Annotated in this window: 28 protein-coding genes; 9 read left to right on the top strand and 19 right to left on the bottom strand. The window is 68.7% G+C overall.

Features of this window, described 5'->3' with window-relative positions:
- Positions 1–44: 44 nt before the first annotated feature.
- From BA022_RS07460 to BA022_RS07440, 5 genes are read right to left on the bottom strand one after another with little or no spacing between them, the layout of a single operon-like run.
- Positions 45–1,211 (bottom strand): MFS transporter, encoded by a 1,167-nt coding sequence (locus tag BA022_RS07460; RefSeq protein WP_088888551.1) that lies wholly within the window; start codon positions 1,209–1,211, stop codon positions 45–47.
- A 16-nt stretch (positions 1,212–1,227) separates the two neighbouring features.
- Positions 1,228–2,310, bottom strand: a complete 1,083-nt coding sequence (arsB, locus tag BA022_RS07455; protein ID WP_088887050.1) for an ACR3 family arsenite efflux transporter — start codon at positions 2,308–2,310, stop codon at positions 1,228–1,230.
- A 1-nt stretch (position 2,311) separates the two neighbouring features.
- Entirely contained in the window at positions 2,312–2,809 is a 498-nt protein-coding gene (locus BA022_RS07450; RefSeq protein WP_088887049.1) for an arsenate reductase ArsC, read from the bottom strand.
- A gap of 17 nt (positions 2,810–2,826) precedes the next feature.
- Positions 2,827–3,312: an ArsI/CadI family heavy metal resistance metalloenzyme gene (locus tag BA022_RS07445; protein ID WP_088887048.1), complete on the bottom strand. Its 486-nt coding sequence runs from the start codon at positions 3,310–3,312 to the stop codon at positions 2,827–2,829.
- Positions 3,313–3,335: 23 nt separating this feature from the next.
- Positions 3,336–3,659 (bottom strand): ArsR/SmtB family transcription factor, encoded by a 324-nt coding sequence (locus BA022_RS07440; RefSeq protein WP_047350588.1) that lies wholly within the window; start codon positions 3,657–3,659, stop codon positions 3,336–3,338.
- Positions 3,660–3,772: 113 nt separating this feature from the next.
- On the opposite strand from BA022_RS07440, the gene arsA reads away from it, so the two are divergent.
- Positions 3,773–5,533, top strand: a complete 1,761-nt coding sequence (arsA, locus tag BA022_RS07435; protein ID WP_088887047.1) for an arsenical pump-driving ATPase — start codon at positions 3,773–3,775, stop codon at positions 5,531–5,533.
- Between the two features lie 72 nt (positions 5,534–5,605).
- Here arsA and BA022_RS07430 read toward each other — a convergent pair whose 3' ends face one another.
- Entirely contained in the window at positions 5,606–5,815 is a 210-nt protein-coding gene (locus tag BA022_RS07430; RefSeq protein WP_011805711.1) for an oxidoreductase-like domain-containing protein, read from the bottom strand.
- Between the two features lie 15 nt (positions 5,816–5,830).
- A complete protein-coding gene (locus BA022_RS07425) occupies positions 5,831–6,052 on the bottom strand; it encodes a hypothetical protein (RefSeq protein WP_011805710.1) in 222 nt (73 codons plus the stop codon).
- A 55-nt stretch (positions 6,053–6,107) separates the two neighbouring features.
- Between BA022_RS07425 and ylqF the strand changes: the two genes are divergently transcribed.
- On the top strand, positions 6,108–7,067 hold the full coding sequence (gene ylqF / locus BA022_RS07420; protein ID WP_011805709.1) for a ribosome biogenesis GTPase YlqF: 960 nt from the start codon (positions 6,108–6,110) through the stop codon (positions 7,065–7,067).
- Between the two features lie 43 nt (positions 7,068–7,110).
- Here ylqF and BA022_RS07415 read toward each other — a convergent pair whose 3' ends face one another.
- The 7 genes from BA022_RS07415 to BA022_RS07385 all read right to left on the bottom strand — a co-directional run bounded on the left by BA022_RS07415 (position 7,111) and on the right by BA022_RS07385 (position 12,366).
- Positions 7,111–7,584, bottom strand: a complete 474-nt coding sequence (locus tag BA022_RS07415) for an OsmC family protein (RefSeq protein WP_011805708.1) — start codon at positions 7,582–7,584, stop codon at positions 7,111–7,113.
- An 85-nt stretch (positions 7,585–7,669) separates the two neighbouring features.
- Positions 7,670–9,007 (bottom strand): hypothetical protein, encoded by a 1,338-nt coding sequence (locus tag BA022_RS07410; RefSeq protein ID WP_228403743.1) that lies wholly within the window; start codon positions 9,005–9,007, stop codon positions 7,670–7,672.
- A gap of 835 nt (positions 9,008–9,842) precedes the next feature.
- Entirely contained in the window at positions 9,843–10,052 is a 210-nt protein-coding gene (locus BA022_RS07405) for a hypothetical protein (RefSeq protein WP_011805706.1), read from the bottom strand.
- A gap of 54 nt (positions 10,053–10,106) precedes the next feature.
- Positions 10,107–10,676 carry an MgtC/SapB family protein gene (locus tag BA022_RS07400; protein WP_088887046.1) on the bottom strand — a complete coding sequence of 190 codons (570 nt, stop codon included), beginning with the start codon at positions 10,674–10,676 and terminating at the stop codon, positions 10,107–10,109.
- A 224-nt stretch (positions 10,677–10,900) separates the two neighbouring features.
- Positions 10,901–11,659: a pseudouridine synthase gene (locus BA022_RS07395; protein ID WP_236884910.1), complete on the bottom strand. Its 759-nt coding sequence runs from the start codon at positions 11,657–11,659 to the stop codon at positions 10,901–10,903.
- Between the two features lie 44 nt (positions 11,660–11,703).
- Entirely contained in the window at positions 11,704–11,991 is a 288-nt protein-coding gene (locus tag BA022_RS07390) for a hypothetical protein (RefSeq protein ID WP_088888550.1), read from the bottom strand.
- Positions 11,992–12,102: 111 nt separating this feature from the next.
- On the bottom strand, positions 12,103–12,366 hold the full coding sequence (locus BA022_RS07385) for a hypothetical protein (protein ID WP_228403741.1): 264 nt from the start codon (positions 12,364–12,366) through the stop codon (positions 12,103–12,105).
- A 144-nt stretch (positions 12,367–12,510) separates the two neighbouring features.
- Between BA022_RS07385 and BA022_RS07380 the strand changes: the two genes are divergently transcribed.
- On the top strand, positions 12,511–13,449 hold the full coding sequence (locus tag BA022_RS07380) for a DHH family phosphoesterase (RefSeq protein ID WP_088887044.1): 939 nt from the start codon (positions 12,511–12,513) through the stop codon (positions 13,447–13,449).
- A 67-nt stretch (positions 13,450–13,516) separates the two neighbouring features.
- Here BA022_RS07380 and BA022_RS07375 read toward each other — a convergent pair whose 3' ends face one another.
- Positions 13,517–13,948, bottom strand: coding sequence for a thermonuclease family protein (locus tag BA022_RS07375; RefSeq protein WP_088887043.1), 432 nt, complete (start codon positions 13,946–13,948; stop codon positions 13,517–13,519).
- 469 nt (positions 13,949–14,417) lie between these two features.
- Between BA022_RS07375 and rarD the strand changes: the two genes are divergently transcribed.
- Both rarD and BA022_RS07365 read left to right on the top strand, forming a co-directional pair.
- Positions 14,418–15,320, top strand: coding sequence for an EamA family transporter RarD (gene rarD / locus BA022_RS07370; RefSeq protein ID WP_088887042.1), 903 nt, complete (start codon positions 14,418–14,420; stop codon positions 15,318–15,320).
- Positions 15,321–15,408: 88 nt separating this feature from the next.
- Complete coding sequence (locus BA022_RS07365; RefSeq protein WP_088887041.1) at positions 15,409–16,083, top strand: hypothetical protein; 675 nt, start codon at positions 15,409–15,411, stop codon at positions 16,081–16,083.
- A 61-nt stretch (positions 16,084–16,144) separates the two neighbouring features.
- On the opposite strand, the gene BA022_RS07360 is transcribed toward BA022_RS07365, so the two are convergent.
- The 3 genes from BA022_RS07360 to BA022_RS07350 all read right to left on the bottom strand — a co-directional run bounded on the left by BA022_RS07360 (position 16,145) and on the right by BA022_RS07350 (position 18,732).
- Positions 16,145–17,185 carry a tetratricopeptide repeat protein gene (locus tag BA022_RS07360; protein ID WP_088887040.1) on the bottom strand — a complete coding sequence of 347 codons (1,041 nt, stop codon included), beginning with the start codon at positions 17,183–17,185 and terminating at the stop codon, positions 16,145–16,147.
- 102 nt (positions 17,186–17,287) lie between these two features.
- Positions 17,288–17,944: a pseudouridine synthase gene (locus BA022_RS07355; protein WP_088887039.1), complete on the bottom strand. Its 657-nt coding sequence runs from the start codon at positions 17,942–17,944 to the stop codon at positions 17,288–17,290.
- A complete protein-coding gene (locus tag BA022_RS07350) occupies positions 17,941–18,732 on the bottom strand; it encodes a peptidoglycan DD-metalloendopeptidase family protein (protein ID WP_335583086.1) in 792 nt (263 codons plus the stop codon). Before BA022_RS07350 ends, BA022_RS07355 begins: the two co-directional genes overlap by 4 nt.
- 407 nt (positions 18,733–19,139) lie before the next feature.
- On the opposite strand from BA022_RS07350, the gene BA022_RS07345 reads away from it, so the two are divergent.
- Positions 19,140–20,543, top strand: coding sequence for an aspartate ammonia-lyase (locus tag BA022_RS07345; RefSeq protein ID WP_088887038.1), 1,404 nt, complete (start codon positions 19,140–19,142; stop codon positions 20,541–20,543).
- Positions 20,544–20,777: 234 nt separating this feature from the next.
- Here BA022_RS07345 and BA022_RS07340 read toward each other — a convergent pair whose 3' ends face one another.
- On the bottom strand, positions 20,778–21,341 hold the full coding sequence (locus tag BA022_RS07340; protein WP_015912985.1) for a phasin family protein: 564 nt from the start codon (positions 21,339–21,341) through the stop codon (positions 20,778–20,780).
- A gap of 265 nt (positions 21,342–21,606) precedes the next feature.
- Here BA022_RS07340 and BA022_RS07335 point away from each other — a divergent pair, with 265 nt between their 5' ends.
- The 3 genes from BA022_RS07335 (at position 21,607) to BA022_RS07325 (ending at position 24,951) form a co-directional block, all read left to right on the top strand.
- Entirely contained in the window at positions 21,607–22,095 is a 489-nt protein-coding gene (locus BA022_RS07335) for an acyl-CoA thioesterase (RefSeq protein ID WP_015912986.1), read from the top strand.
- A gap of 179 nt (positions 22,096–22,274) precedes the next feature.
- Positions 22,275–23,471: a nicotinate phosphoribosyltransferase gene (pncB, locus tag BA022_RS07330; RefSeq protein ID WP_088887037.1), complete on the top strand. Its 1,197-nt coding sequence runs from the start codon at positions 22,275–22,277 to the stop codon at positions 23,469–23,471.
- Positions 23,472–23,535: 64 nt separating this feature from the next.
- Complete coding sequence (locus BA022_RS07325) at positions 23,536–24,951, top strand: sodium:proton antiporter (protein ID WP_088887036.1); 1,416 nt, start codon at positions 23,536–23,538, stop codon at positions 24,949–24,951.
- The last annotated feature ends 72 nt before the right edge of the window (positions 24,952–25,023 follow it).

Below are 25,023 nucleotides of genomic sequence, written 5' to 3'. Positions count from 1 at the left end.
GCATGGTGCGCATTGTGGGCGGGCACCTTCCCTGGCAATAGTGGTCAAGCGTCGCCGGACCGTTTCATGCCTGCGGCCAGGGCGGCCAGTGCCAAGAACGCCAGGACCGCCAGTGTGGCGGAGAGCCAGAGCGCCGCGCCGCCCCAGCGCTCCACGGCCAGCCCGAACAGGAATGGCGCCCCGGCCTGCACGATGCGCGCGGGCACCATCAGGAACCCCTGCCGCTGCCCATAGCCTTGTGCGCCGAAGATCAGCAGCGGCAGGGTGCCGATGGCAATGGTCAGGATGCCGTTGCCGAGCCCGTGCAGCACGGCGAACGCGGGCGCCGCGTAGCTGCCCAGCAGCATCAGCAGTACGACGCCCAGCGGATGCACCAGCGTAGCCAGCCGCGCCGACAACAGCGGATGCGACCGCTTGAGCACGGTGAATTCGACCAATCGCCCCGCGACCTGGGCCGGCCCCACCAGCGCCGCAATGCCGATCGCGCCAGCCAAGGCCACGCCCGAAGCCTGCAGGACCTGCGGCAGATGCGCCGCCATCGCGGTGCTGTTGAACCACGCAATGGCAAACACGCAGGCCATGAGCACGGCCGCACGCCGCCGGGCCGGTGCCAGGCTTGCCGCTGCCTGTGGATGAGGACTCCCTGCCGCAGCGGCCTGCGCATCGGCCGAAGCGGCCGGCGCGGCCGTGGGCAGCATCGCGTTCAGCGGCAGGCCGATGAGCAGATGCAGCGCCGCCCATGTCAGGCAGGCCTGCCGCCAGCCGAACGCCGACTCCAGGGAGGCCGTCAATGGCCAGCCGATCGTGCTTGCAAAGCCTGCCAGCAAGGTGATGCCGGTGATCGCCCGCCGGGCGTCCTGGCCATGCAGGCGGACCACGGTGGCGAACGCGGCTTCGTAGAGGCCGCTGCCCATGGCCAGGCCCATCAGGGCCCAGGCAGCAAAGACATGGGCGGGCTGTGAGGCCAGGCTGAGCGCCGCGAGCCCTGCGGCAAACACCAGGTTGCTGACGACCAGTACCGGCCGCCCACCAGCCCGGTCAATGGCGCGCCCCGCCCAGGGGCCGGTTGCTGCGGCAAACAGCAGCGCCATCGAGAACGCCCCAAACACCGCCGACGAGGACATGCCGACGTCTCGCCCCATCGGCGCGGCCACCACGGCCGGCAGGTAGTACGACGACGCCCACGCCAGTGTCTGGGCTACGCCCAGCATCAGCGTGGTGGTGGTTCTACGCTGCACGCTTTGCACCCGCGTCGTACCAGCCCTTGGATGAATTCACGACTTTGACGACCAGCAGCATCACCGGCACTTCGATGAGCACGCCCACCACCGTGGCCAGTGCCGCGCCCGACTCGAAGCCAAACAGGCTGATGGCGGTGGCCACGGCCAGCTCAAAGAAGTTGGATGCGCCAATCAGGGCGGACGGGCAGGCGACCGCGTGCTTCTCGCCCGCCGCGCGGTTGAGCCAGTAGGCCAGCGCCGAGTTGAAGAACACCTGGATCAGGATGGGCACGGCCAGCAGTGCGATGACCAGGGGCTGGCGCAGGATGGCCTCGCCCTGGAAGGCGAACAGCAGCACCAGCGTGAGCAGCAGCGCCGCAATGGACCATGGCCCGATGCGCTGGAGTGCCGCATCGAACGCGGCCTGCCCCCGTGCCAGCAAGGCGCGCCGCCACCACTGGGCCAGCACCACCGGAATGACGATGTACAGCACCACCGAGGTGAGCAGGGTGTCCCATGGCACCGTGATGGCCGACAGGCCGAGCAGGAAGGCCACCAGCGGCGCGAACGCCACGATCATGATGCTGTCGTTCAACGCGACCTGGGACAGCGTGAACAGGGGGTCGCCGCCGGTCAGGCGGCTCCATACGAACACCATGGCCGTGCAGGGGGCGGCGGCCAGCAGGATCAGGCCGGCGATGTAGCTGTCCAGTTGGTCCGCTGGCAGGTAGGGGGCAAACCACTGGCGGATGAACAGCCAGCCGAGAAAGGCCATGGAAAACGGCTTGACCAGCCAGTTCACGAACAGCGTGACCCCGATGCCGCGCACGTGGTGCCGCACCTCGCCCAGGGCGGAGAAGTCCACCTTGAGCAGCATCGGGATGATCATCACCCAGATGAGCAGCCCCACCGGCAGGTTCACGCGGGCCACTTCCCACGACCCAATGGTCCGCGCTGCACCGGGAAACGCCTGGCCCAACCCGATGCCCACCACGATGCACAGCAGCACCCACACGGTGAGATAGCGCTCGAACACGCTCATGGGAGCGCCTGCCGCGCGTTGGGCGGTCGTTTCGCACTGGGCACTCATGTCATTTCCCTGCGAGTTCGCGGGCGCTGGTCTGCAATACCGCTTTCTCCAGCTTGTCGGAGGGCAGGTTGATCAGCAGGTCCAGGCGGCGCTTGATCAGGTGCAGCGTCTGGCGGAAGGCTTCCAGCTTTTCTGAATCAGGCGCGTCGCCTTCGGACGGGTCGGCAAAGCCCCAGTGCGCCGTTGCGGGGTGCCCCGGCCAGATCGGGCAGACCTCTCCCGCCGCGTTGTCGCACACGGTGATGATCAGGTCCATCGTGGGCGCGCCTGGGGCGGCAAACTCATCCCAGCTCTTGCTGCGCAAGCCCTCGGTGGAGACGCCTGCCTTTTGCAGGACCTGCAGGCCCAGGGGATGCGGCTGCTGGTTGTCGCGCGGGCTGCTACCGGCAGACCAGGCCTTGAAGCGGCCGCCCGCCATGGCGTTGAGCAAGGCCTCGGCCAGGATGCTGCGCGCGGAGTTGTGCGTGCAGAGAAAAAGAACGTTCAAGGGCGTTGTCATGAAGAACCTTCAGCGGATCAGCAGCAGGTGGATGAGGAAGTGGCGGGCCCGCAGCAGGGCGCCTTGGATGCCGTGGCCGCAGACCCCTTTGGCGCGCAGCACGCGCCGGCGGCACCCGTTGGGCTGGATTCGTTGAACATGGGAATGTCGCCGAGCGTGTGAAAGTGCTCCCACGCGATGCCCTGCGGGTCGGTAACCCAGTGCTTCTCGCTGCGCGCATAGCAGCAGGTCGTGGCGCCTTCGTCGAGCAGGGCCATGTCGGCTGATGCGGCCCTGGCCTTCAGTTCTGACAGTTCGGCCGCGTCGTCCACCTGAAAGCCCAGGTGGTCAAGGCCCGGTTGGCTGCCCCGCGTGGAGATCGCGAAGTTGACCCGCGGATCGTCGAGCATCCACTTCGCGTAATCGGCCTCCACGCGAGCGGGCTCAGCCGCGAAAAGCTGGGAGTAAAAACGGATGCTCTGGGCCAGGTCTTCTACATGCAGGTGGACATGGAATCGCTTCATGGGGGTTCTCCTTCAAAAGTGGGTCAACAGTCGCAGCTCTTTGCTGCCTCCGCCAGGCAGGACGCGCCCTGGCAGCAGTTCTCCGTGAGGTAGCCGAGCAGATCGTCCATCGTGTCGAAGGAGGCCCGGTAGATCAGGTTGCGCCCCTGACGCTCCTGGCTGACGAGGCCGGAGTGCACCAGCTCCTTGAGGTGAAAGGACAAGGTGTTGGGTGCTACCGCCAGTTGCTCGCACAACGAGCCCGGTGTGAGTCCCTCTGCGCCAGCCACGACCAGTGCGCGAAACACCCGCAGGCGTACTTCTTGGGCCAACGCTGCGAGGGAGCGGATGACATCGATTTCTTGCATAAAACAACTATACAACGATATTGGAATTATTGTAAATTTCTTCGGTGCAACATTACGCATGCCTGAGGCAATCCCTTATCCCCGCCCATTCGGTGCATTGACCACGAACGCTTATGCCATCTCACTTCACCCTTCTGGACGCGCCCACCAGGTACTTGTTCTTCACCGGCAAGGGTGGTGTCGGCAAGACCTCGGTATCCACAGCGGTTTCCATCGCCTTGGCAGACGCGGGCAAGAAGGTTCTATTGGTCAGTACCGACGCGGCATCGAACCTTGATGAAATGCTCGGCATTGCGCTGCGCAACCATCCGGTTCCTGTGCCAGGGGTTCCGGGCCTGATGGTCCTGAACATCGATCCGGAAGCCGCGTCGCAGAACTACCGTGCCCGTGTCATTGAACAGATGGGCACGCAGGCTACGGCTGAGGAGGTGGACCTCGTGCGCGAGCAACTCTCGGGTGCCTGTACCACCGAGATCGCCACCTTCGATGAGTTCTCTCAACTTCTGTCGGAGGGAGGGCGGGGTTTCGACCATGTCGTGTTCGATACCGCCCCCACGGGCCATACCTTGAGGCTTCTCAGCCTGCCCAAGGCATGGAGCGGGTTCCTCAAGGGCAATGACCGCGGAGCATCCTGCCTGGGGCCGCATTCGGGGTTGAAGATGCAGGAGCAGCTTTTCAACCGGGCGCTGGCATCCCTGAACGACGCTTCGCTCACCACCATTGTTCTGGTGGCGAGGCCTGAGGCGGGAGCGCTCAACGAAGCCGCCAGGTCTTCAAACGAACTGCGTGAGTTGGGCCTTTCCCACCAGCGCCTGGTGATCAACGCGGTTTTCAAGGCGCAAGACCCTCGCGATGCCGTCGCCCTGGCCATCGAGGCTCTGGGACAGGAGGCCATGCGGGAGATGCCGCAGGCGCTGAAACGTCTGGCGGCCGACATGATTCCCATGCGGCCCGTCGATTCCGTGGGGCTGCAAGCGCTGCGGGCGCTGCTGTCGCCATCACCGACCGAGGTGCCTGCGGCCGCCCTGGAAGCACCCGACTTCGCGCACCAGAAACTGTCCGCGCTGGTGGCGGAGCTGGCGCGGGGCGAGCGTGGATTGATCATGGTGATGGGCAAGGGTGGCGTGGGCAAGACCACGATTGCCGCGGCGATCGCCCTGGGATTGGTCAAGCTTGGCAAGTCCGTACACCTGAGCACCACGGACCCCGCCGCCCACCTGGCGGTGACGCTGGACGGCGAGATCCCGGGCCTGACCGTCGGGCGCATTGACCCCAAAGCAGAGACCCAGAAATACGTGGACAAGGTCGTTGCCGCCAAGTCGGCCGGCATGACGCCGGCGGAGAAGGACCTGTTGATGGAAGATCTGCGTTCTCCATGCACGGAGGAAGTGGCGGTCTTCCATGCGTTCTCGCATGTGGTGTCTCAGGCCCGCAGTGCGTTCGTGGTGCTCGACACCGCGCCCACGGGCCACTCGCTGCTGCTCATGGATGCCACGGGCGCCTACCACCGCCAGATGGTGCGGGAGTTTGAAGGCAAGGCGTCCGGGCGCATCACCACGCCCCTGATGCGGCTGCAGGACCCTGACTACACCAAGATCATTCTGGTGACGTTGCCCGAGGCCACTCCGGTGTCGCAGGCCGCCGCGCTGAAGGAGGACCTGCAGCGGGCCCGGATCGGCACCTTCGCCTGGGTGGTCAACAAGTCACTGTTGGCCAGCAACACCCGCGATCCCCTTCTTCAGGCCCGGTTGAACAGCGAGAGGCGGCAGATGGAGCGGGTTCAAGCATTGGCACAAGGCCGGTTCTATCTGATTCCCTGGGCGGCGACCCCGCCCGTGGGCGCAAAGGCGCTGGGGGCTCTGCTGGAGCCTTGACCTGCAGAGGCGGCTCTTCCTGGCATGCAAGAGCCTCGCGGGCCGCGGTACACGTTCAGCCCCGGTGCAGCGTCAGGAGGGGCCCCCGCCGGGCTGCGCCAGCGCGCCCTGCGCATCTTCGCACCACCACTGCGCCGCCGCATAAAAGCCCTCCCACACGCACCCGTTGCACCCGCGTCCGCAGCAGGTGGTGGGCTCAGGCGGCGGTGGGCGCAGCGCTACACCGGCGTGGGCGGCCTGCGCCTGCAGGGCGGCGAAGCGCTGGCGGGTGGCTTGCAGCATGAAGGTGACGGGGCCTTACCGGCGCCCGCGCCAACGGATCAGGCCGTAGCGCGCCAGGAAGGCGCAGCCCAGCACCAGCGCGAACCACCCCACGACGTGGCCCTGGGCCATCATCTCGCGCACGTCGGGCGAGCGGGCAATGTAGGGGGCCAGCAGGATGATCACGCCAATGAGCGCGCACACCGCGCCCTTGAGCAGCAGCTCGGAATCTTGTTTGCGCTGGGAGAAAGAGGGCATGGCGGCGATTATCCTTGGCGGCTTCGCAAGCCCCATTCGTGAAAGTACACAGTCCATGGCCATCCAGTGGTTTCCCGGTCACATGCACCTGACGCGCAAGGCGATCGGCGAGCGCATCAAGGACATCGATGTGGTGATCGAGCTGCTGGATGCGCGCTTGCCCGGCTCCAGCAGCAATCCGCTGCTGGCCGAGCTGACGGGCCATAAGCCCGCGCTGAAGGTGCTCAACAAGCAGGACGTGGCCGACCCGGCGCGCACGCCGGCGTGGCTGGCCTGGTACAACGCGCGGCCCGGCACGAGCGCGATTGCGCTGGATGCGTCCGACGCCGCGCCCGCGCGCCGGCTCATCGACGCGTGCCGGCAGCTTGCGCCCAACCGGCGCGGCCTCTCCAAGCCCATGCGAGTACTGATCTGCGGCATTCCCAACGTGGGCAAGTCCACGCTGATCAACACTCTGTCCGCCAAGCGCGAAGCCAAGACGGGCGACGAGGCCGGCGTGACCAAGCAGGAGCAGCGCATCGTGCTGGACGATGACTTTTACCTGTGGGACACGCCCGGCATGCTGTGGCCGCGCATCACCGTGCCCGAAAGCGGCTACAAGCTCGCCGCCAGCGGCGCCGTGGGCCGCAATGCGTACGACGAGGAAGAAGTGGCGCTGGAACTGTTGGCCTACCTCAAGCAGCACTACGCGCCGCTGCTGGATGCGCGCTACAAGCTGGGGCTGGACGCGGCGGCCATCGCCGCCAAGCACGACGACGAGCTGCTGGAGCTGATTGCCAGGAAGCGCGGCGCGGTGATGAGCGGCGGGCGCCTCAACCTGCAAAAGGCTGCCGAGATCGTGCTCACCGACCTGCGCAGCGCAGCGCTGGGCCGTGTGACGCTGGAGACGCCGGCCGAGTTCGAGGCCTGGCTGGCCGCCGCCGAGGTGCAGGAAAAGGAACGCGCCGCGCGCAAGGCCGAGCAGCTGCGCCGCAACGAGCGCCGCGCGCGCAACGCCCCGCGGGACGAGGACTGATCGGGGCCAGGTCCGCTCGCAGGATCTGCGCAGTTCACAGGCCCTAGGCCAGCACCGGATCGCAGCGCACCTCGGTGGTGACCGAGTTGGCGATGAAGCACTGTTCATGCGCCTCATGGTGCAGGGCGTGCAGCTGTTCGTGCGTGGGCTGCGGGTCGCCGCCAAAGCGCACCGCCGGGCGCAGCGTGACCACGGTCATGGCCATGCGGCCCTGGGCGTTGCGGGCCATCACGCCCTCGGCTGCGTCGCGGTAGTCGTCCACGCAAAAACCCTGCCGCGCGGCGATGGAGAGGAACCACAGCATGTGGCAGCTCGACAGTGCGGCGACGAAGGCTTCCTCCGGGTCCACGGCGGCCGCGTCGGACCAGGGCAGCGGCACGACATGGGGCGACGAGGAGCCGGCCAACTGCGCGCCACCGTCAAAACGCAGCAGGTGGCGGCGGCTGTAGCGGTTCTTGAGGAAGTCCTGCGGCGTGGCGTCGCGCGTCCAGGTGATTTCGGCGTGGTAAATGGCCATGGTGGTGTTTGAATGAAAAATGCCTCTAGCGACCGCCTGTCAAGCGCGAGCAGCTATGGATATTGAAGCAATGCACGCGCTGCCCCTACCAGGCCAGGGGGCTGGATGCATCCGCCCAGAAGATGAAGCGCCGCAGCTCCGCATAGCGCGACGTGCTGAGCAGGGCCGGGTCGGTGCCGCTGCCCTTGCGCAGCAGCACCAGGTAGCCGCTGGCGCTGCCCACGGCCAGGGTGTGGCCGTCGGGCGCTGCGGCGATCGCCAGGATGGCGCCGCCGATGTGGTGGCGCCAGAGGGCCGTGCCGTCCTCGGCCAGGCCGTGCAGATCGCCCTGTGCGTCGCCCTCCACACGCAGGCCATGGACGGTGGCGGCGGGGCACGATGCAGGCAGGTTTGCCGGTGCGGCCGTGGGGCTCAGCGCCCACGCATCGGCACTGACCCGCCACCACGCGGGTGCTTGCGTGGGATGCACGGGCTCCGTGCGGGCCAGCAGACGGCCATCTTCCAGCCACTGCAGGGCATCCACGGCGTGGCCGGTGCGTGCGGCGTGGTGGGCATAGACATGGGGCGCGAAGGCAAAGCGGCGGTGAAAGCGTGCGGACAGGTCGCCGTCGGCCAGCGCGTGTACAGCGCGTGCCAGTTGCAGCACGGCGCCAGCCTGGGGGCCGCGCGGGTCGGTGGGCTGCGCAGGCATGAAGTGCACAGGGGCGGGCGGCGGTACGGTCACCGGGGGCGTGCCGGCTGCCGCGGCACCGGGCGCCACACCATGGGCGGGTACAGCATCGCCTACCGCAGCGGCCGCCACGGCAGCGGCCGCCGCCTCAGCGGATGACGCCGCGGGTTCCGTGCCGTGCTCCAGGGCCGCCGCGGCCTCAGCGGCGACGGCCTGCTTCAGCCAGTGCTCCCGCACGCGGGCGGCGTGGGCCCGGCCGTGGGCCTGCCAGTCGTGCGACAGCGCCATGAGGACGGGCCCGAACACCTCGGCGTCGGCCTCGTGCGGCGCGAAGGGCGGCAGGCGGGGCAGGGGCGGGGCATCGCCGGACAAGCCGCTGGAGTGCAGCGCCTGTTGCTCTTGTGCATGGGCGGCGTGCAGGCGCTGCTCCAGCGTGGTGAACAGCTCCAGCAGGTGCTGCATGTGCTGCACGGCGTGGTTGGGCAGCGGCGTGCGCGGATCGCTCTGGCGCTGGCTGTAGCTGATGCGCAGGCCGTTCGGGTGGGCCGTGCCCTCCGGCAGGGCATCGCCGGGCGTCAGGTCGATCTGGTAGCAGGCATGTGCGTCGTCCTCGGGGTCGCCGGCGCGCTCGCTGCCGTTGCGCCAGCTGAACTTGAGCGCCCGCCCCCATGAATGCCCCCCTGCTGGCCGGGCTGGCGCGCGCCGATCCACACGTCGCCCTCCCACCAGCCGTTGCGCTCGGGGTCGCTCCATGTGTTGTAACGGGTGGTGAATACGGGCAGCAGCGTCAGCGCCTCGATGCGTGCGGGGGTGAGCGTGGCATGCAGCCGCTCGCGCAGCGGCCGGCCGGCGCGGCGCTGGCCCTCGGCCAGGCGCCAGTAGGCCAGCACCTCGCGCCAGCCCTCTCCGCAGGCGACCAGCGCGCCGGCTGCCGCGTCGCCCGCCCCGGCCTGTGCGGGGAGCGGTTGCCATGCGCCGGGCTGGCCGGCGCTGTCGTAGGCGCGGTATTGGCGCACCAGGCCGTCCGCGCCGGGGGGCGGAGGCGGGATGCCAGAGCGCAACCGCGCCCAGGCCTGCGCCAGCGCGTGGGTAGGTGCGCTCTCGGCCGGGGGCAGGGCGAGCCAGAAGTCCCAGCGCTTCCAGAGAGTGATGAACAGGGCGTCGTGGTAGGCGTCCTGGTCTTCATCCACGTGGCTGCGCGTGAGCAGAAAGTCCGTCTGCCCGAACCAGCCGGCTGCCTTGTGCTGGCTCTTGTCGGGCAGGGCGGCCTGGAGCAGCCGCCGCAGTTGCGCCGCGTCCATTGCATCGCCTGCGCACAATCCGTCGTCCACCGGCAGCCCGGGCTCTTCGGACACAGCCGGCTTGACCGCGCTGGCAGGCGGAGGCACGAATGAAGAGGGGCTGGACATGGCAAAGGCGCACGGTTGTGTGGCGCATGGTAGCGCCGACACCGCTGCGCCATCAATGTGCGGCCCGTGGGCCCCTACAGGCCTTGGGTAGCGGGGCGTCGGCCATGGCTTGGCCTGGGTTCTGCCGCTGCGGCGGGCAGCGCGGGGCCTTGCCGACCGGGGCCCGCACGCGGGACGGACTACAGCACGATCTTGCCGTCGGCGACATACAGCTCGTATTGGTCGCGCGGCAGGGCGGTGAGGCCTGCGGTGTTGTTGTCGTCGCGCCAGCTCAGCGTGACGCTGTCGGTGGCGAAGGTGAGTTCCACCGGTCCTTCCGGAATGGCAATGGGCATGCCGTCTCCTTCCCGGTAGGTGACGTGGCCTTGGATGGTGGCTTGCTGGGGCATGTGCGTGCTCCTGGGTCGTTGCGGTCAAAAGGGGGAAGGGTGCCCCCTACCGCATTACAGGCCATCCTGCGGGGTGTCGGCTGTCAGACCAGCGCGCGTTTTGCGCCGCAGGCGTTTGCGTCGAGCCGCGGGCTGGCCCGGGCCCGTCGGGGCGGCGCGCTGTACCAGCGGAATCACCCACAGCACCACCACTGCGAGCAGCGTGGCCAGGATGGCCGTGCTCTCACGCCCCAGGCCCGCAGCCACGCCGATGGCGGCCGTGAGCCAGATGCCGGCTGCGGTGGTCAGGCCCTTGACCTGACTTTCCGCGTCGCCCTTCAGGATGGTGCCCGCGCCCAGGAAGCCGATGCCGGCGATCACCCCTTGCAGCACACGGCTGTTGTCCGCCGGGGCAATGCCCGCCTGCTGCGCGACGAGCACGAACAACGCGGCGCCCATGGCCACCAGCATGTGGGTGCGCATGCCTGCGGCCTTGCCGGCCTGCTCGCGCTCCCACCCCAGCAGGCCGCCCAGCAACGCGGCCACGCCCATGCGCAAGACCACCCGCGTGGTTTGTTGGGGGTCGCCAATGTCCGAGAACTCGTGGGCGGCCACGGCCAGGGCGTCAGCCCACCAGCCGGTCATGGCGTGCCACGCCTGAAGACCAGGCGACAAAGGGGCAAAGCGGGGAGGAAAGCTTGGGGCGCTGCACGGTGCATGGCCGCCAGTGTGAAGCGCGCAGACAGGGGTGGGCAGCGGCGGCCGCCGCTCCTGTGGGTAGGACACGGCCGGGTGGCGGGATGCTCCGAAAAGCTGCAGGGCGTTAGATAAAAATTGGCCGGTAGCGCTTGCTAGGTAAGCGCTAAAAGCTACTCTTTTGGTAGCGAATCTTCGATGTCCTGCTGCCAGGGCAGGGTCCAGATGTGTTGCTGCCAATCCGGCGCTGCGTCCGCGTTTGGCTGCGGGGGTGCGCTGTCGGTGGTGGATGTTCTGGCAGCGGGCCACTGCAATCCACTGTGCAGCGTGACCAGGCGGCCGTCTGCGGGGTGGGGCAGGCTGAGCTGCCACGCATGCAGCCACAGGCGGTGCAGGCCGAGGCGCTCTGCCCACCAACGGTTGAGCGGCCCCTTGCCGTGGGTGGCGTCACCCAGGATGGGGTGGGCCAGATGCTTGAGGTGGCGGCGGATCTGGTGGCGGCGCCCCGTGGTCGGCTCGGCCAGCACCAGCGATGCGCGCGTCGTGGCAAAGCGGGGGTCGCTGCATTCGGGTAGCTCCAGCCGCGCCAGGCGCATGAGGCGCGTGTGGGCAGGCTGGGTGGGGGCGTCGGGCGGCGCGTCGTCGGGGCGCAGCGGGTGGTCCACTTCGGCCTGCGCCGGTGCCCAGCCGCGTACCAACGCCAGGTATTGCTTGCGCACGGCATGCCGGGCGAAGGCGTCGGCCAGGGCCCGCGCGGCGGCGGGGTGCAGGGCCATGACGAGCACGCCGCAGGTGCCCTTGTCCAGCCGGTGCACGGGGTAGACGTGCTGGCCGATCTGGTCGCGCAGCGCCTGCATCACGAAGCGCGTTTCGCCTGCGTCCAGACCTGTGCGGTGCACCAGCCAGCCCGCCGGCTTGAAAACGGCCACCATGTGCGCGTCCTGCCACAGCAGGCGCAGCGGAGGGTGCGCGGGCGTCAGGGGTTGCGCCCCGGGGTGAGCTGGATGGTGCTCAGGCCCGAATGGGGCGGGTCCTGCTGCGAGGTGAGCCAGTACACCCACAGGCCGCGCAGCCACGCGCCCATGTAGATGATGGACACGGTAAAGATGCCCCACTGCTCGGCCTTCCACGAGGCGTAGAACCAGAACGGCTGCCCCAGCAGCCCGAAGATGCAGGCCCAGCGGCGCAGCGCCGTTCTGCGCGCCTGCGACAGCCAGGCGGCGGTGGCACCCAGCAGGGCGATGGCAATCTGGTCAAGTCCCATGGTGATGTGGCCGTTGCGTGGCGATAGGGTGTTAACTGGATGTTTGTACAGCCATGATAACAGTGGCGGGGGCTGCAGCGGCCAGGAACTCCCGCAGGCGACGCGGGCGCGCTACGCCTTGGCGGTGGAGAGGGGGGAGCCGGGGAGCCGGTCGCGCCGGGCGATGAATTCGCGGGCCGCCTGGGCGCGCAGGGTGGCCCGGCCCAGCCCGGTGATGGTGATGACGCGTGCCGAGCGCACGGATTCGCCTTCGCCGGGCAGTTCAGCCTGCACCATGCCCGCGGCGCGCAGGACACGCAGCTTGTCCACCTCTGCCTCACCGACGACGGGGGCGGGAAACTGGTCCCGCTGCGCAAGTTGACGGAGAAGTTCCATGGGCATGTGACTGGCTCCCGGTGCTGCGCCGCGCAAACGGTGCGGCGGACGGGGTTATTGTGGCCCCTGGGGCGAGGCCGGTACAACAAAGGCCCCGTTCTCAAGTAGGCAGTTCGTTGCCGTGCGCTGACCGACAATCCCGCCATGACTGTGTCTTCGCGCTCCACCTTCCTGCCCCTGTCGCTGCTGGCCGCGCCGCAGCGGGACGACCCGCACCCGCTGGTGCTGTACCACGGCCGCTGCGCCGACGGTTTTGCCGCCGCGCTGGCCGCCTGGCGTTTTTATGGCGGTCAGGTCGAATGCCTGGGGCTGACCCACGGGCAGGTGGCCACCGTGGACGACCTGCCGCCGCTGCAGGGGCGGGCCGTGTACGTGCTGGACTTTGCGTTTGCGCCCGACCTGCTCGCCGCCATCGACGCGCGTGCCGCCCGGCTGGTACTGCTGGACCACCACAAGAGCGCGGCCGAGCAGTTGGAGGGCTTTGCCTGCCGCTGCGGGGGCCTGCACTTCGACATGGGCAAGTCTGGCGCGCGCCTGGCGTGGGAGTTTTTCCACCGTGACGCACCACTGCCCGCCTTGGTGCGCCACGTGGAAGACCGCGACCTGTGGGCCTGGCAGTACCCCGACACCGCGGGCTACGTGGCGGCGCTGGACATGGAGCCGTTCGACTTCGCCCGTTGGCAGCAGATCGCCGACTTCACGCCCGCCGAGACGGCGGCCTTCGTCGCGCGCGGGCAGGCCATGGACGAGAAGTTCCGCCACCTGGCGCAGGACGTGGCGGGCGGTGCGCAGCCGCTGGTGTTCAACGGCGAGGCCGGGCTGATGGTGAATGCGCCCGGCGCCTTCCACAGCCTGGTGGGCGAGTTGCTGTCGCGCCAGAGCGGCACCTTCGCGCTGATGTGGGTGGTGGGCAAGGACGGGCAGGTCAAGGTGGGCCTGCGCTCGCAGCGCGGCTATGACTGCTCGCCCCTGGCCGTGAGCATGGGCGGCGGCGGCCATGCCCAGGCCTGCGGCTTTCGCCTGCCTGGCGAGCGGCTGGCGCAGTTGCTGTCAGGCGTGTTCCAGGCCGATGGAACGGTGTGAATTGTTAGCCGAAATGGCCTGTAGCGCTTGATGGAAAAGCGCGAACAGCTATTGAAATGATAGTCGCCTAGCGCTGCCGGCGCCGGTAGTCCCAGGGCGCCTGCGGGCGCGGCTGCGACCACAGCCCGGTCTGGGTGGCGCGTGCCTGGCGCTGCAGCGCCACCAGGTGCGGATAGCGCTTGGCCTGCGGTGCATAAACCCAGGCCAGGCCGGCGCGCACCTGGGCCGTGCCCACGTCCTGCCCCTGGCAGCGCACATGCGCCAGCGTGCGGCCGTAGTCGTCGTGGCCCAGCGTGCGCAGGGCGGCCTGCTGGCGAAAGCACAGGCGCGCCAGGTTCTGGCGCGCGCGCTGGCCGAAGGCCTGGCGGCTCTCGGGCGCGTCGATCGCTACCACGCGCACGCGCTGCGGGCGCCAGGCCCCCGCCGTGCCGCAACGCACGGTGAGCGTGTCGCCATCGCTGATGGCAATCACAAGGCAGAGGAGGGCGGCAGCGGGCACGGGTGGGGCAAAGGTGAAGAGCGGATAAAAGCGCGGCGCGGTGGCGGTGGCGCGTCGGCATGCGGCCGCTGCGGCCGCGCCGGTGTCGCACGGTGACGCCGCAAGGGCGCGCACTATAACCGCGTGGGGTGCACGCTTACCGGTCCGCGCGGCATCGCGGCCTTGCCCGTACCGATTGCCTAAAAAATGAGCGATGCGCTGCAGCCCAATGCCGGCGCGGCCTGCGCGCGGTTGTCCCGGCGGTTGTCCACAGGGCCGCCCACAGGCGGTGGGCATAAGTAGGTGCGGCGGCGGGGCATGCGCCAATGGCCGACAATCGCGGGTCGCACGCGGGCGAACACCCCTTTCCTCGTTCGGGCGCCTGCCTGCTGTCCTCGTCCGGATGCGTGCCTCTCGTGTCTTGCCCGCGGCGGCGACGCTGTGTCGTCGCCGGGTTTCCCGCATCGTTTCTTGTCCACCTGCTGCCGTTGTGATCCAAGGTCTTGTTGCGTCCATCGTCGCGTCCGTTCTGTTCGGCGCCATGTATTACCTGGCACCGGCGCTGGCGCCGCTGGATGGCGAGCAGATCTTCGGCTGGCGCGTGCTGTGCACGCTGCCGTTCACCACGGCGCTGCTGCTGGCGCGCGGGCAGTGGCCGCGCGTGCGCCTGCTGGCTGCACGCGCGTGGCGGCAGCCGCTGCTGGCGCTGGGGCTGCTGGCCAGCGCCGCCATGCTGGGCGTGCAGTTGTGGCTGTTTTTATGGGCGCCGCTGCACGGGCGGGCGCTGCCGGTGTCGCTGGGCTACTTCCTGCTGCCGTTGGTGATGGTGCTGGCCGGGCGGGTGCTGTACCGCGAGCGTCTGTCGCACCTGCAGGGGCTGGCCACGGCACTGGCGGGCGCGGGTGTGCTGCACGAGGTGCTGCGCGCCGGCGGCATGTCGTGGGAGACATGGCTGGTCGCGCTGGGCTACACCGCGTATTTCGTGCTGCGCCGGCGCCTGGCCACCGACCACCTGGGTGGCCATTGGCTGGACATGCTGCTGCTGGTGCCCGCGGCGCTGTGGTTCGTGGTGCGTGCGCCGTCGTCCCTGCCGCTGGTGCTGGAGCATGCGCACCTATGGGCGATGGTGCCCGTCCTGGGCGTGCTCAGTGCCGTGGCGCTGGCGTTGTACATGGCCGCCAGCCGCCTGCTGCCGCTGGGGTTGTTTGGTCTCTTGAGCTATGTGGAGCCGGTGCTGCTGGCACTGGTGGCGCTGGCGCTGGGCGAGAGCATCGGCGCGGCGCAGTGGCCCACCTACGGCCCCATTTTCGCCGCCGTGGCTCTGCTGGTGCTGGACGGCGCACTGCGCCTGCGCCGTCCAGCCGTGCAGGTTCAAGACAAAAAACCGCTCTAGCGCCCGTCCATCAAGCGCTGGCAGCTATTAAAATCGATGCAAACGGTGCCATTCGCAGCACCGCACAGCCACCCGAGGGAGCCCCCACATGCACGCCACCGTGTCCTGTCCGCGCCAGCGTTTGCGCGTCTTTTCTGCGGCGGGCGTGTGCTTCGCCCTGGCCACCGCTGGCCTGCTGGCGCTGCCCGCCACGCCCGCGGGCGCGCGCGACGCGTCTACCGCCTGGGGCAAGCGCCTGGTGGAGTCGTTCGAATTGACGCCCGAAGACCTGGCGCGACTGGCGCGCCACCAGGACAAGACGGCCGGCAGCAAGCCCGCGGGCTTTTTCTCCGAAACGGTGGCCTGGAAGGCGCCGCGCGCGCTGGACCTGCCCGCCAGCGGCAACCCCTACACGCTGGTGGTGCACGTGGCCGGCGTGGCCCAGGCCGACGGCGAAGGCCTCACGCGCTGGATGGCCGGCTGGGACACGGACAACGGCACGCGCCTGTCGATGGTGCAGGGCGCTTCGTTCGGGACGGGCACGCGCGCGGGCCAGGTGCTGCAGCTGGCGGGCACGGCCGGGCCGGTGAGCTTCAAGGAGGACCGCAAGGTGGCGCCGGCGCTGGAGTTCGCAGGCGCGAGCAACCTGCGGCTGGACGGCGTGCGCGTGGAGGTGTGGTCCGGCATGCGGCGCAGCTCGTTTGTCGAGCTGCTCATGTCCGCCGTGCCGCTCCTCACGGGTGTGGTGTTCCTCGCGCTGGTCGTCTGGTGGCGCAAGCGCTAGCGCCGCGCGGCGCACTGCACACCGTGCAGGCCGCCCGTGGCGCTGGCGGGCGCGTGCCGCGCTAGAAGCCCAGCGGCTGGCCGGGCTTCCAGGCGTCGGCCAGGCGCTCGGCCTCGGCAATGTCGCTGGGATGCAGCTTGTCCTTGAGGCGGACCAGGCCTGCACGGGCGCTGGACGGGTAGTGCTGCTCGGTCAGCAGCGCGTCGCGCACCGGCGCGGCGCGCGAGGCGCGTTCGGCCAGCGTGAGCAGCATCCACGCGGGGACGGGACGTTGGCTTACGGGATCGGCACCCCGCGCGTAGAGCATGCCCAGGCTGTACAGGCCCGCGCCGTCGCCCTGGCGCGCCGCACGCAGGTACCAGTTCTCGGCCAGTGAGGGCTGGCGCGGCACATGTTCACCGCGCTCATACAGCCCCCCCAGGCGCACGGCGGCGGTGGCATCGCCCGCGCGGGCGGCGCGCTCCAGCCATTGCAGCGCCTCGGCCGGGTCCAGCGGCTGGCCGATGGCGTTGCGGTAGCTGCTGCCACCCAGCAGCATGGAGCCCAGCAGCACCATGGCCCGCGGCTCGCCCTCATCGGCCAGCGCGCGCACGGCAGGCAGCGCCTGGGCGCCTTCGCCCATGCGCCACTGGTGTTCCAGTGCATCGATGCGCGCCCGCCCGTCCTGCACGGCGCGGGCCTGGCTGACATCGGCGGCGCGGCTGTCGCTGGCGGCGCGTTGCTCCTGCTGGGCGCTGCGCTGGCGCTCGCCGTTCCACTTCCAGCCCAGCAGCGCAGCCCCGGCCAGCACGGCGCTGCCCAGGGCGATCCAGGCCCAGGGCAGACCCGCGCTGGCCCGGGCGCGGCGCGGGTCCAGCGGGACGGGCTGGGTATCGTCCTCTTCATCGTGGCCCGCGCGTGCGCGTGGGCGCGGCGTGGCCTTGTCGTAGACCACCGCGCAGCGCGGGCATTGCCAGGCGGGGGCGGTGTCGCTGGCCTGGCGCGTGTAGTGGCAGCGTGGGCAGGTGCGTGCGACGTGCGATGAGGCCGCAGCAGGCGCGGGTTGCGTGGGCGCGGGGTCGAGCGGGGCGAGGGACAGGCCGTCGCCAGGGTTTGTGGTCATGGTGTTCAGTTCCTCCCGCCGCGATTGTCGCTGCTGGGTGGAGGGTGCTGAGCGTAGGTGAAGAACCCGGCGCAAAGCCAATGCAGGAAAGCGCCAGCAGCTCTACTTTTTGCGGTGGTGCGGCACCGGCGAGGGCGGGCTGGCGGGCTGCCAGCAGCCCGGCTCCAGCCCGTCCAGGGCGTAGGGGCCGATGGCCGCGCGCACCAACCGCAGCGTGGGGTGGCCCACGGCGGCGGTCATGCGGCGCACTTGGCGGTTGCGGCCTTCGCGGATGATGAGTTCGATCCAGCAGTCGGGAATGTTCTGGCGCACGCGGATGGGCGGATCGCGCTCCCAGAGGGCGGGGGGCGGCTCCAGCCGGCGCACGCGTGCGGGCAGGGTAGGGCCGTCGCCGAGCTGCACGCCATGGCGCAGGGCCTGCAGCGCGGCCTCGTCAGGAATGCCCTCCACCTGCACCCAGTAGGTCTTCTCCATCTTGTGGCGCGGATCGCTGATGCGTGCCTGCAGCGCTCCGTCGTCGGTGAGTAGCAGCAGCCCCTCGCTGTCGGCATCGAGCCGCCCCGCCACATAGACGCCGGGCACGTCGATGAAGTCCTGGAGCCCGCGCCAGCGCCCCTCGGGCGTGAACTGGCTCAGCACGCCATAGGGCTTGTTGAAGCGCAGCAGCCGCGCCGCGCGCTGGGGGGCGGGTGCTGGCGCGGCCGCGGGGCGGCGCAGCGCCAGGCGCGGGCGTGGGCGTGGGGCGGGGGGCGTGCTCATGCGGGCAGGAACAGGGCCGGGTCCACCATGGTGCGGTTGAGCATCACGCCCCAGTGCAGGTGCGGGCCGGTCACGCGGCCGGTGGCCCCTACCCTGCAGAACGCATCGCCCGTGCGCAGTACGTCACCCACCTGGCAGTCCATACGGCTGAGGTGGCAGTACATGCTGAGCAGGCCGCCGCCATGGTCCAGCCACACGGTGCCGCCGTTGAAGAAATAGTCGCCCACATCGATCACCCGGCCCGCCAGCGGCGCGGCGACAGGGGTGCCCGTGGCGGCGGCAATGTCCATGCCGCTGTGCGGATTGCGCGCCTGACCGTTGAACACGCGCCGCAGGCCGAAGCTGCTGGAGCGCCGTCCCGGCACGGGCTGGCGCATCTGCAGCCCCTCTGGCAGGGGCGTTGAAAAGGTGGCCATGACGTGCTGCTGGTGCGCGCGCTCACGCTCGTGGCGGGCCAGGTCTTCGGGTGCCAGGTCCACCGTGCGCGGTGCCACGGTCAGGCGCTGCTCGCGGTACTGCTTGGCTGCCACGCGGTAAGCCACGCGCCGCGCCGGTGCGGTCGGCGTGGCCTGTACCGTCACCTCGGCCTCGCCCACGGGCGCGGCAAGCGGGATGCCGACGATGGCCGTCCACTCGATCGCATCGCCCAGCACCAGCACCGGGATGTCGCCCGCGTGCACCACCGGCCGCTCGGCCGCGGGGCCCAGCGACAGCCGGGCCACGCCCCCGGGCACGGCCAGGGCCTGCGGCCATTGCTGGGCGGTGCCCGCCCGGACCAGCGCGGGCATGCCGGGCGCCAGGGCGAGGCCCAGCGCCTGCAGCAGCGTGCGGCGCCGTGCGCCTGAGGGGGAAAGGGGCGGAAAAGTGGGGTCGCAAGGGAATGGCACGGCCGCAGTGTAGAGCGCTCCTGGCCGCCGCCTGCCCGCCGCGTGGGCATGGTTATGCGCAAAGCTAAGGTTCTCATGCGCGCGCGTGGTAGTGGTCCATAATCCGCACCCAATGCCCTGGGCGCCATGGTGCCCGGGGCATTGCCACGTCTGGCCCGGCACTTGCGCCCACAAGGTGCGCGCCCGGCTCCAGGGCGCTCCACGGCTGCACCCACCAAGCACCGCCTGCACCTCAGGCGGTGTTTTCACTTGGGGCCTGGCTTTGTTCCCCTTTTATTTATTCCATTTCGCTAGAAAGCAGATCGACCATGCGTCAAGAACATGACTTCATCGGTATCAAGACCATTCCCCCGGACGCGTATTGGGGCGTCCACACCGCTCGTGCCGTAGAAAACTTTCCCATCACCGGCCACACCGTGGCCCACATGCCCGAGTTGATCCGGGCCTTTGCCTTCGTCAAGAAGGCCGCCGCCCACGCCAATCTGCAGCTGGGCGCGATCAACGCAACCCAAGCCCACGCCATTGCCCAAGCCTGCGACGACCTGATCGCCGGACAGTTGCACGACCAGTTCGTCGTGGACGTGATCCAGGGTGGGGCCGGCACCTCCACGAACATGAACGCCAATGAGGTGATCGCCAACCGTGCCCTGGAGCACCTGGGATTGCCCAAAGGCCGCTATGACACGATCCACCCGAACGATCACGTCAACGCATCGCAAAGCACCAACGATGCCTACCCCACGGCGCTGAAGATCGCCACCTATTTCGGTATCGAGACGCTGCTCAAGGCCCTGTCGGCCCTGCGCGGCGCGTTCGAGGCCAAGGCCGAGGAATTCAAGGGCATCCTGAAGATCGGCCGCACCCAGTTGCAGGATGCCGTGCCCATGACGCTGGGCCAGGAGTTCGCCGCCTTCGCCGCCATGATTGCCGACGATGAGCGCCGCCTGCGCGAGTCCGCCTACCTGATGACCGAGGTGAACATGGGCGGCACCGCCATCGGCACCGGCATCAACGCGCCCGTCGGCTACGTGGACGTGGTCATCCCTGAGCTGGCGCGGCTGTCGGGCGTGCCGGTCAAGGCTGCGGCCAACCTGATCGCCGCCACGTCGGACACAGGGGCCTTCGTTGACATCTCTGGCGTCCTCAAGCGCATCGCCGCCAAGCTCTCCAAGATCAGCAACGACCTGCGCCTGCTGTCCTCGGGCCCGCAGGCCGGCGTGGGCGATATCCAGCTGCCCGCGCGCCAGGCGGGCTCGTCCATCATGCCCGGCAAGGTCAACCCCGTCATCCCCGAGGTGATGAACCAGGTGTGCTTCGAAGTGATCGGCAACGACGCCGCCATCACCATGGCTGCCGAAGCGGGCCAACTGCAGCTCAACGCCTTCGAGCCGCTGATGGGCTGGGCGCTGCACAAGAGCCTGCACCACCTGGCCAGGGCCTGCCACACCCTGCAGGTGAACTGCGTGGAGGGCATCGTGGCCAACCAGGGGCTGCTGACGGAACGCATCGCCGCGTCGGTGACGCTGGTGACCGCGCTCAACCCGCTGATCGGCTACGAGAAGGCGGCCGCCATCGCCAAGTCGGCCATTGCCACGGGCAAGCCGATTGCCGTGGTGGCCGAGGACCTGGGCATCATGACCCAGGCCGAGATGCACAAGCTGCTGGTGGCCGAGCGCCTCACGCAGGCGGGCGCCATCCAGGCCGCTGATTGACGGGCGCTGCCGGGGCCTCGGCTGCTGCCGAAGGCGCCGGTAGGCCGCGGCGGTCATCCGCCCAAAAAAAAGCCCAGTCAGGGACTGGGCTTGAAGGGATCCAGGAAACCAGAGTTTCGAGAGGATCCAAGGAGACAACTGGAGGGCCCTGCGACATTCATTCCCATCGCCGGGCCAGTGAGTGAATTATAGGGGTAAACCCTGAAATCTGCCAGCGACGTGGCAGCGATTCACTCAACGCTTGCGGGGAGCCGCGGTTGCGGCGGTCGCCGTCTTGGCCGCGGTGGCGGCAGAGCTGGCCACGGCGTTGAAGTTGGCTTCGGCCACATCGCTGGCCTGCTTCACGGCCTTTTGCACCGACTCGAAGGCGTTGTTGGCGGCAGACACAGCGCTCTTGAAGACGGCGACGGTGGTCTCGGAACCAGCGGGGGCGTTCTTGGCGGCGCTGTCCACCAGGTTGGTGAAGTTGCGCTGCACTTCTGCGGCCTGGGCTTCGAAGGTCTTGCCGAACTCGGCGCCCGTGCCGGAAGCGATGTCGTACAGGTGGCGGCTGTAAGCCACGGCCTTTTCCGCCAGGGGTTGGAACAGGCTGGCTTGCAGTGCGAGCAGCTCTTGTGCGTCCTTGGTGGACAGCACGGCCTGGGTGTGGCTGGCGGCTTCGGCCAGGGCGGCGCGCGAGGCGGTCACGTTCAGTTCGACGAGCTTCTCCACGCCCTCGAAGGCCTTGTTCGTCAGGCCGAACAGGGTCTCCAGGTTGGCCTTGTGGGAAGCGAGGATTTGCTCAGGGGTCAGCGACATGTCATATCTCCATTGAATGCCCGGGATGGGCGGGTTGAGACATCTGCCCTGACTGACCTGTGCGTCATGTTGCAGTGCAGCATGAACCGAATTTTAGGGATCCTGTCGATAGGCGCAAGCATTTTTGTTGCAATGCAGCATTTTTAGGGGCAACTCCCAAAGTTCTGTTGGTTACATCTGGACCGGCGGTGGACTGCGCGCTGCCTATTACGAAGACAGGGGACAAGGGGAGGCCGCCGCTGGCCGCTGGCAGAATCAGCGCCTCATGAACACGTCCCTCTCTCCCTCAGGTGCGGCAGGCGCTGCAGGCACGGCCCAGCGGCCCCGGCCGCAGCCGCGCGAGGCCTACGCGGTGTTTCGCTCCATTGGTACACGCTGGATGGACAACGACGTCTATGGCCATGTGAACAACGTCGTGTACTACAGCTGGTTCGACACCGCGGTGAACGCCTACCTGATCGAGCAGGGCGCGCTGGACATCCATCACGGCGACACCATCGGGCTGGTCATCGAGACGCAGTGCAACTATTTCGCGTCGCTGGCGTTCCCGCAAACCATCGACGCCGGCATCCGTGTGGCGCGGCTGGGTGACACGAGCGTGCGCTACGAGGTCGGCCTGTTCGCCCAGGGCGAGGCCATGAGTGCGGCTTGCGGCCACTTCGTGCATGTGTACGTGGGACGGGACGACCGCCGTCCGCGTGCGCTGCCCGATCGGCTGCGCCAGGCACTGCAGCCCTTGTGCGTGGCGCGTTGATCGCGGGCGTGGCGCGCCGGCTTTCCCTGAGGGCTGCCGGGGCGGCGCGCCGGTTTGCGGCGGCCCGGGTGGGTTGATGCCAGAATCAGGGGCTCGCCGGCCCGGCCACGCGTGTGTGGCGGCGCGGCGGATCCCCATCGCCATGTCCAGTAGCGGGACAGTCTGCCCCGCGCGCATCCATGATCATCACCAGCCTGCTCGACACCGACCTGTACAAGTTCACCATGATGCAGGTGGTGCTGCACCAGTTTCCGGGTGCGCAGGTGGAGTACCGCTTCAAGTGCCGCAACCCGGGTGTGGAGCTGGCGCCCTTCGTCAGCGAGATCCGCGACGAGATCCGCGCGTTGTGCAGCCTGCAGTTCCAGGACGCGGAGCTGGCCTACCTGCGCTCGCTGCGCTTCATCAAGAGCGACTTCGTCGACTTCCTGGGGCTGTTTCGCCTCAACGAGAAGTACATCCGCGTGAGCGCGCTGCCCTCGGGCGAGATCGACATCACCATCACCGGGCCCTGGCTGCACACCATCCTGTTCGAGATCCCGGTGCTGGCGATCGTGAACGAGGTGTACTTCCGCAACACGCAGAAGGTGCCCGACTTTCCCGAGGGGCGCCGCCGGCTCGAAGCCAAGATCGGCCAGCTGCAGCAGCCGGGACTGGACAGCCTCAAGATTGCCGACTACGGCACGCGCCGGCGCTTTTCGCGCGCCTGGCACGAGGAGGTGCTGCGCGTGCTGTGCGTGCGCCTGGGCTCTGACGACCGGCGCTGCGCGCCGGGGCAGTTTGCGGGCACGAGCAACGTGTTGTACGCAATGAAGCTGGGCGTGACGCCGCTGGGCACCATGGCACACGAATACCTGCAGGCCTGCCAGTCCCTCGGCCCGCGGCTGCGCGACAGCCAGGTGTTCGGCTTCGAGATGTGGGCCAAGGAATACCGCGGCGACCTGGGGATCGCGCTGTCCGACGTGTACGGCATGAGCGCCTTCCTGCGCGACTTCGACCTGTACTTCTGCAAGCTGTTCGATGGCGCGCGCCACGACAGCGGCGACCCCTTCGCATGGGGCGAGCGGCTGCTGCAGCACTACCGCGACAACCGCGTGGACCCATTGACCAAGACGCTGATCTTCAGCGACGCGCTGACCGTGCCTCGCATCATCGAGCTGTACCAGCGCTTCAATGGCCGCTGCCAGCTGGCGTTCGGCATCGGCACCAACCTGACCAACGATCTGGGCTACGAGCCACTGCAGATCGTGATCAAGATGACGCGCTGCAACGGCCAGCCCGTGGCCAAGCTGTCGGACGCACCCGGCAAGAACATGTGCAACGACGAGAAATACCTGGCTTACCTGCGCCAGGTGTTCGAGATTCCCTCGCCGCAGTGAGCGCGCGCCTGGCGCCGCCGGCGGCATTTCAACTTTCCCAAGAACGACCCGAGGAGACCTGTCCATGAACCCGATCCGCACCCTGGCCCTTGGGCTGCTGTGCCTGGCACCCGCGCTGGCGGGGGCGGCGGAGATCGACGGCAGCCAGCTGTCGGTGCTGTGGGGTGTTCCGTTTGCAGGCGTGCTGTTGAGCATTGCGCTGCTGCCGTTGCTGGCGCCGCTGTTCTGGCACCACCACTTCGGCAAGGTCACCGCCGCGTGGGCGCTGGCGTTTCTGGTGCCGTTTGCCGTGGTCTTTGGCCCCGGCGTGGCGGCGGCGGGCTTCGCGCATGCGCTGGTCGCGGAATACCTGCCCTTCGTGATCCTTCTCACGGCGCTGTTCACCGTGGCCGGTGGTATCTATATCCGGGGCAACCTGCACGGCAGCCCGGCCCTGAATGCCGGCTTTCTCGCCGTGGGCGCGGTGCTGGCCAGCTTCATGGGCACCACGGGCGCGTCCATGCTGCTGATCCGTCCGCTGATCCGCGCAAACGACAACCGCAAGCATGTGGCGCACGTGGTGGTGTTCTTCATCTTCATCGTCTCCAACGCCGGCGGCTCGCTCACGCCGCTGGGCGATCCGCCGCTGTTCCTGGGCTTCCTCAAGGGCGTGGACTTCTTTTGGACGGCCGCGCACGTGTTTCCGGAAACGCTGTTCCTCATCGGCGTGCTGCTGGTGCTGTTCTATGTACTGGACAGCTGGTACTACCGACAGGCGGGCGAGTTGGGCGCGGCCGATCCCACCCCCGATTCGGCACCGGCCGCGCTGGGTTTTGACGGCAAGATCAATTTCGTGCTGCTGCTGGCCGTGGTGGGGCTGGTGCTGCTCAGCGGCATTTGGAAGTCGCCCGTGGAATGGGTGATCGCCGGCACGCCGCTGGGCCTGCCCGGCCTGGTGCGCGATGCGGGGCTGATCGCGGTGACCGTGGCATCGCTGGCGCTGACGCCGCGGCAAGTGCATGCAGACAACCAGTTCGGCTGGGGCCCGATGCAGGAGGTGGCCAAGCTGTTCGCGGGCATCTTCCTGACCATCATTCCCGTCATTGCCATGCTCAAGGCCGGCGTGAACGGGCCTTTCGGCGCCATCGTCTCCGCCGTCACGCGGCTCGACGGTTCGCCCGATCCTGCGATGTACTTCTGGGCCACCGGCCTGCTCAGCTCGTTCCTGGACAACGCGCCCACCTACCTGGTGTTCTTCAACACGGCCGGCGGCGAAGCGGCCACGCTGATGACCACGCATGCCGCCACGCTGGCCGCCATCTCGGCGGGCGCCGTGTTCATGGGCGCCAACACCTACATCGGCAACGCGCCCAACCTCATGGTCAAGGCGATTGCGGAGGATCGCGGCGTGAAGATGCCCAGCTTCTTCGGCTACATGCTGTGGTCGTGCGGCATCCTGGTGCCGCTGTTCGTCGTGATGACCTTCATCTGGTTGCAATGAGCCCGGGCCTGAACCGCGGGGTGCCTCGGCACGGCCGCGCGTTCAGGCTGCCGACACCTGACCGAAAGGAGC

It is taken from the genome of Diaphorobacter nitroreducens, assembly GCF_002214645.1.
In the GTDB taxonomy this organism is placed as follows: domain Bacteria; phylum Pseudomonadota; class Gammaproteobacteria; order Burkholderiales; family Burkholderiaceae_C; genus Diaphorobacter; species Diaphorobacter nitroreducens.
This window is presented reverse-complemented; position numbering and strand designations above follow the sequence as displayed.

Excerpts from the sequence above, each read along its gene's own strand:
- BA022_RS07460 (WP_088888551.1), bottom strand. The coding sequence starts at position 1,211 with ATGCTGGGCGTAGCCCAGACACTGGCGTGGGCGTCGTCGTACTACCTG.
- arsB (WP_088887050.1), bottom strand. The coding sequence starts at position 2,310 with ATGAGTGCCCAGTGCGAAACGACCGCCCAACGCGCGGCAGGCGCTCCC.
- BA022_RS07450 (WP_088887049.1), bottom strand. The coding sequence starts at position 2,809 with ATGACAACGCCCTTGAACGTTCTTTTTCTCTGCACGCACAACTCCGCG.
- BA022_RS07445 (WP_088887048.1), bottom strand. The coding sequence starts at position 3,312 with ATGAAGCGATTCCATGTCCACCTGCATGTAGAAGACCTGGCCCAGAGC.
- BA022_RS07440 (WP_047350588.1), bottom strand. The coding sequence starts at position 3,659 with ATGCAAGAAATCGATGTCATCCGCTCCCTCGCAGCGTTGGCCCAAGAA.
- arsA (WP_088887047.1), top strand. The coding sequence starts at position 3,773 with ATGCCATCTCACTTCACCCTTCTGGACGCGCCCACCAGGTACTTGTTC.
- BA022_RS07430 (WP_011805711.1), bottom strand. The coding sequence starts at position 5,815 with ATGCTGCAAGCCACCCGCCAGCGCTTCGCCGCCCTGCAGGCGCAGGCC.
- BA022_RS07425 (WP_011805710.1), bottom strand. The coding sequence starts at position 6,052 with ATGCCCTCTTTCTCCCAGCGCAAACAAGATTCCGAGCTGCTGCTCAAG.
- ylqF (WP_011805709.1), top strand. The coding sequence starts at position 6,108 with ATGGCCATCCAGTGGTTTCCCGGTCACATGCACCTGACGCGCAAGGCG.
- BA022_RS07415 (WP_011805708.1), bottom strand. The coding sequence starts at position 7,584 with ATGGCCATTTACCACGCCGAAATCACCTGGACGCGCGACGCCACGCCG.
- BA022_RS07410 (WP_228403743.1), bottom strand. The coding sequence starts at position 9,007 with ATGGAGCGACCCCGAGCGCAACGGCTGGTGGGAGGGCGACGTGTGGAT.
- BA022_RS07405 (WP_011805706.1), bottom strand. The coding sequence starts at position 10,052 with ATGCCCCAGCAAGCCACCATCCAAGGCCACGTCACCTACCGGGAAGGA.
- BA022_RS07400 (WP_088887046.1), bottom strand. The coding sequence starts at position 10,676 with ATGACCGGCTGGTGGGCTGACGCCCTGGCCGTGGCCGCCCACGAGTTC.
- BA022_RS07395 (WP_236884910.1), bottom strand. The coding sequence starts at position 11,659 with ATGGTGGCCGTTTTCAAGCCGGCGGGCTGGCTGGTGCACCGCACAGGT.
- BA022_RS07390 (WP_088888550.1), bottom strand. The coding sequence starts at position 11,991 with ATGGGACTTGACCAGATTGCCATCGCCCTGCTGGGTGCCACCGCCGCC.
- BA022_RS07385 (WP_228403741.1), bottom strand. The coding sequence starts at position 12,366 with ATGGAACTTCTCCGTCAACTTGCGCAGCGGGACCAGTTTCCCGCCCCC.
- BA022_RS07380 (WP_088887044.1), top strand. The coding sequence starts at position 12,511 with ATGACTGTGTCTTCGCGCTCCACCTTCCTGCCCCTGTCGCTGCTGGCC.
- BA022_RS07365 (WP_088887041.1), top strand. The coding sequence starts at position 15,409 with ATGCACGCCACCGTGTCCTGTCCGCGCCAGCGTTTGCGCGTCTTTTCT.
- BA022_RS07360 (WP_088887040.1), bottom strand. The coding sequence starts at position 17,185 with ATGACCACAAACCCTGGCGACGGCCTGTCCCTCGCCCCGCTCGACCCC.
- BA022_RS07355 (WP_088887039.1), bottom strand. The coding sequence starts at position 17,944 with ATGAGCACGCCCCCCGCCCCACGCCCACGCCCGCGCCTGGCGCTGCGC.
- BA022_RS07350 (WP_335583086.1), bottom strand. The coding sequence starts at position 18,732 with ATGCCCGCGCTGGTCCGGGCGGGCACCGCCCAGCAATGGCCGCAGGCC.
- BA022_RS07345 (WP_088887038.1), top strand. The coding sequence starts at position 19,140 with ATGCGTCAAGAACATGACTTCATCGGTATCAAGACCATTCCCCCGGAC.
- BA022_RS07340 (WP_015912985.1), bottom strand. The coding sequence starts at position 21,341 with ATGTCGCTGACCCCTGAGCAAATCCTCGCTTCCCACAAGGCCAACCTG.
- BA022_RS07335 (WP_015912986.1), top strand. The coding sequence starts at position 21,607 with ATGAACACGTCCCTCTCTCCCTCAGGTGCGGCAGGCGCTGCAGGCACG.
- pncB (WP_088887037.1), top strand. The coding sequence starts at position 22,275 with ATGATCATCACCAGCCTGCTCGACACCGACCTGTACAAGTTCACCATG.
- BA022_RS07325 (WP_088887036.1), top strand. The coding sequence starts at position 23,536 with ATGAACCCGATCCGCACCCTGGCCCTTGGGCTGCTGTGCCTGGCACCC.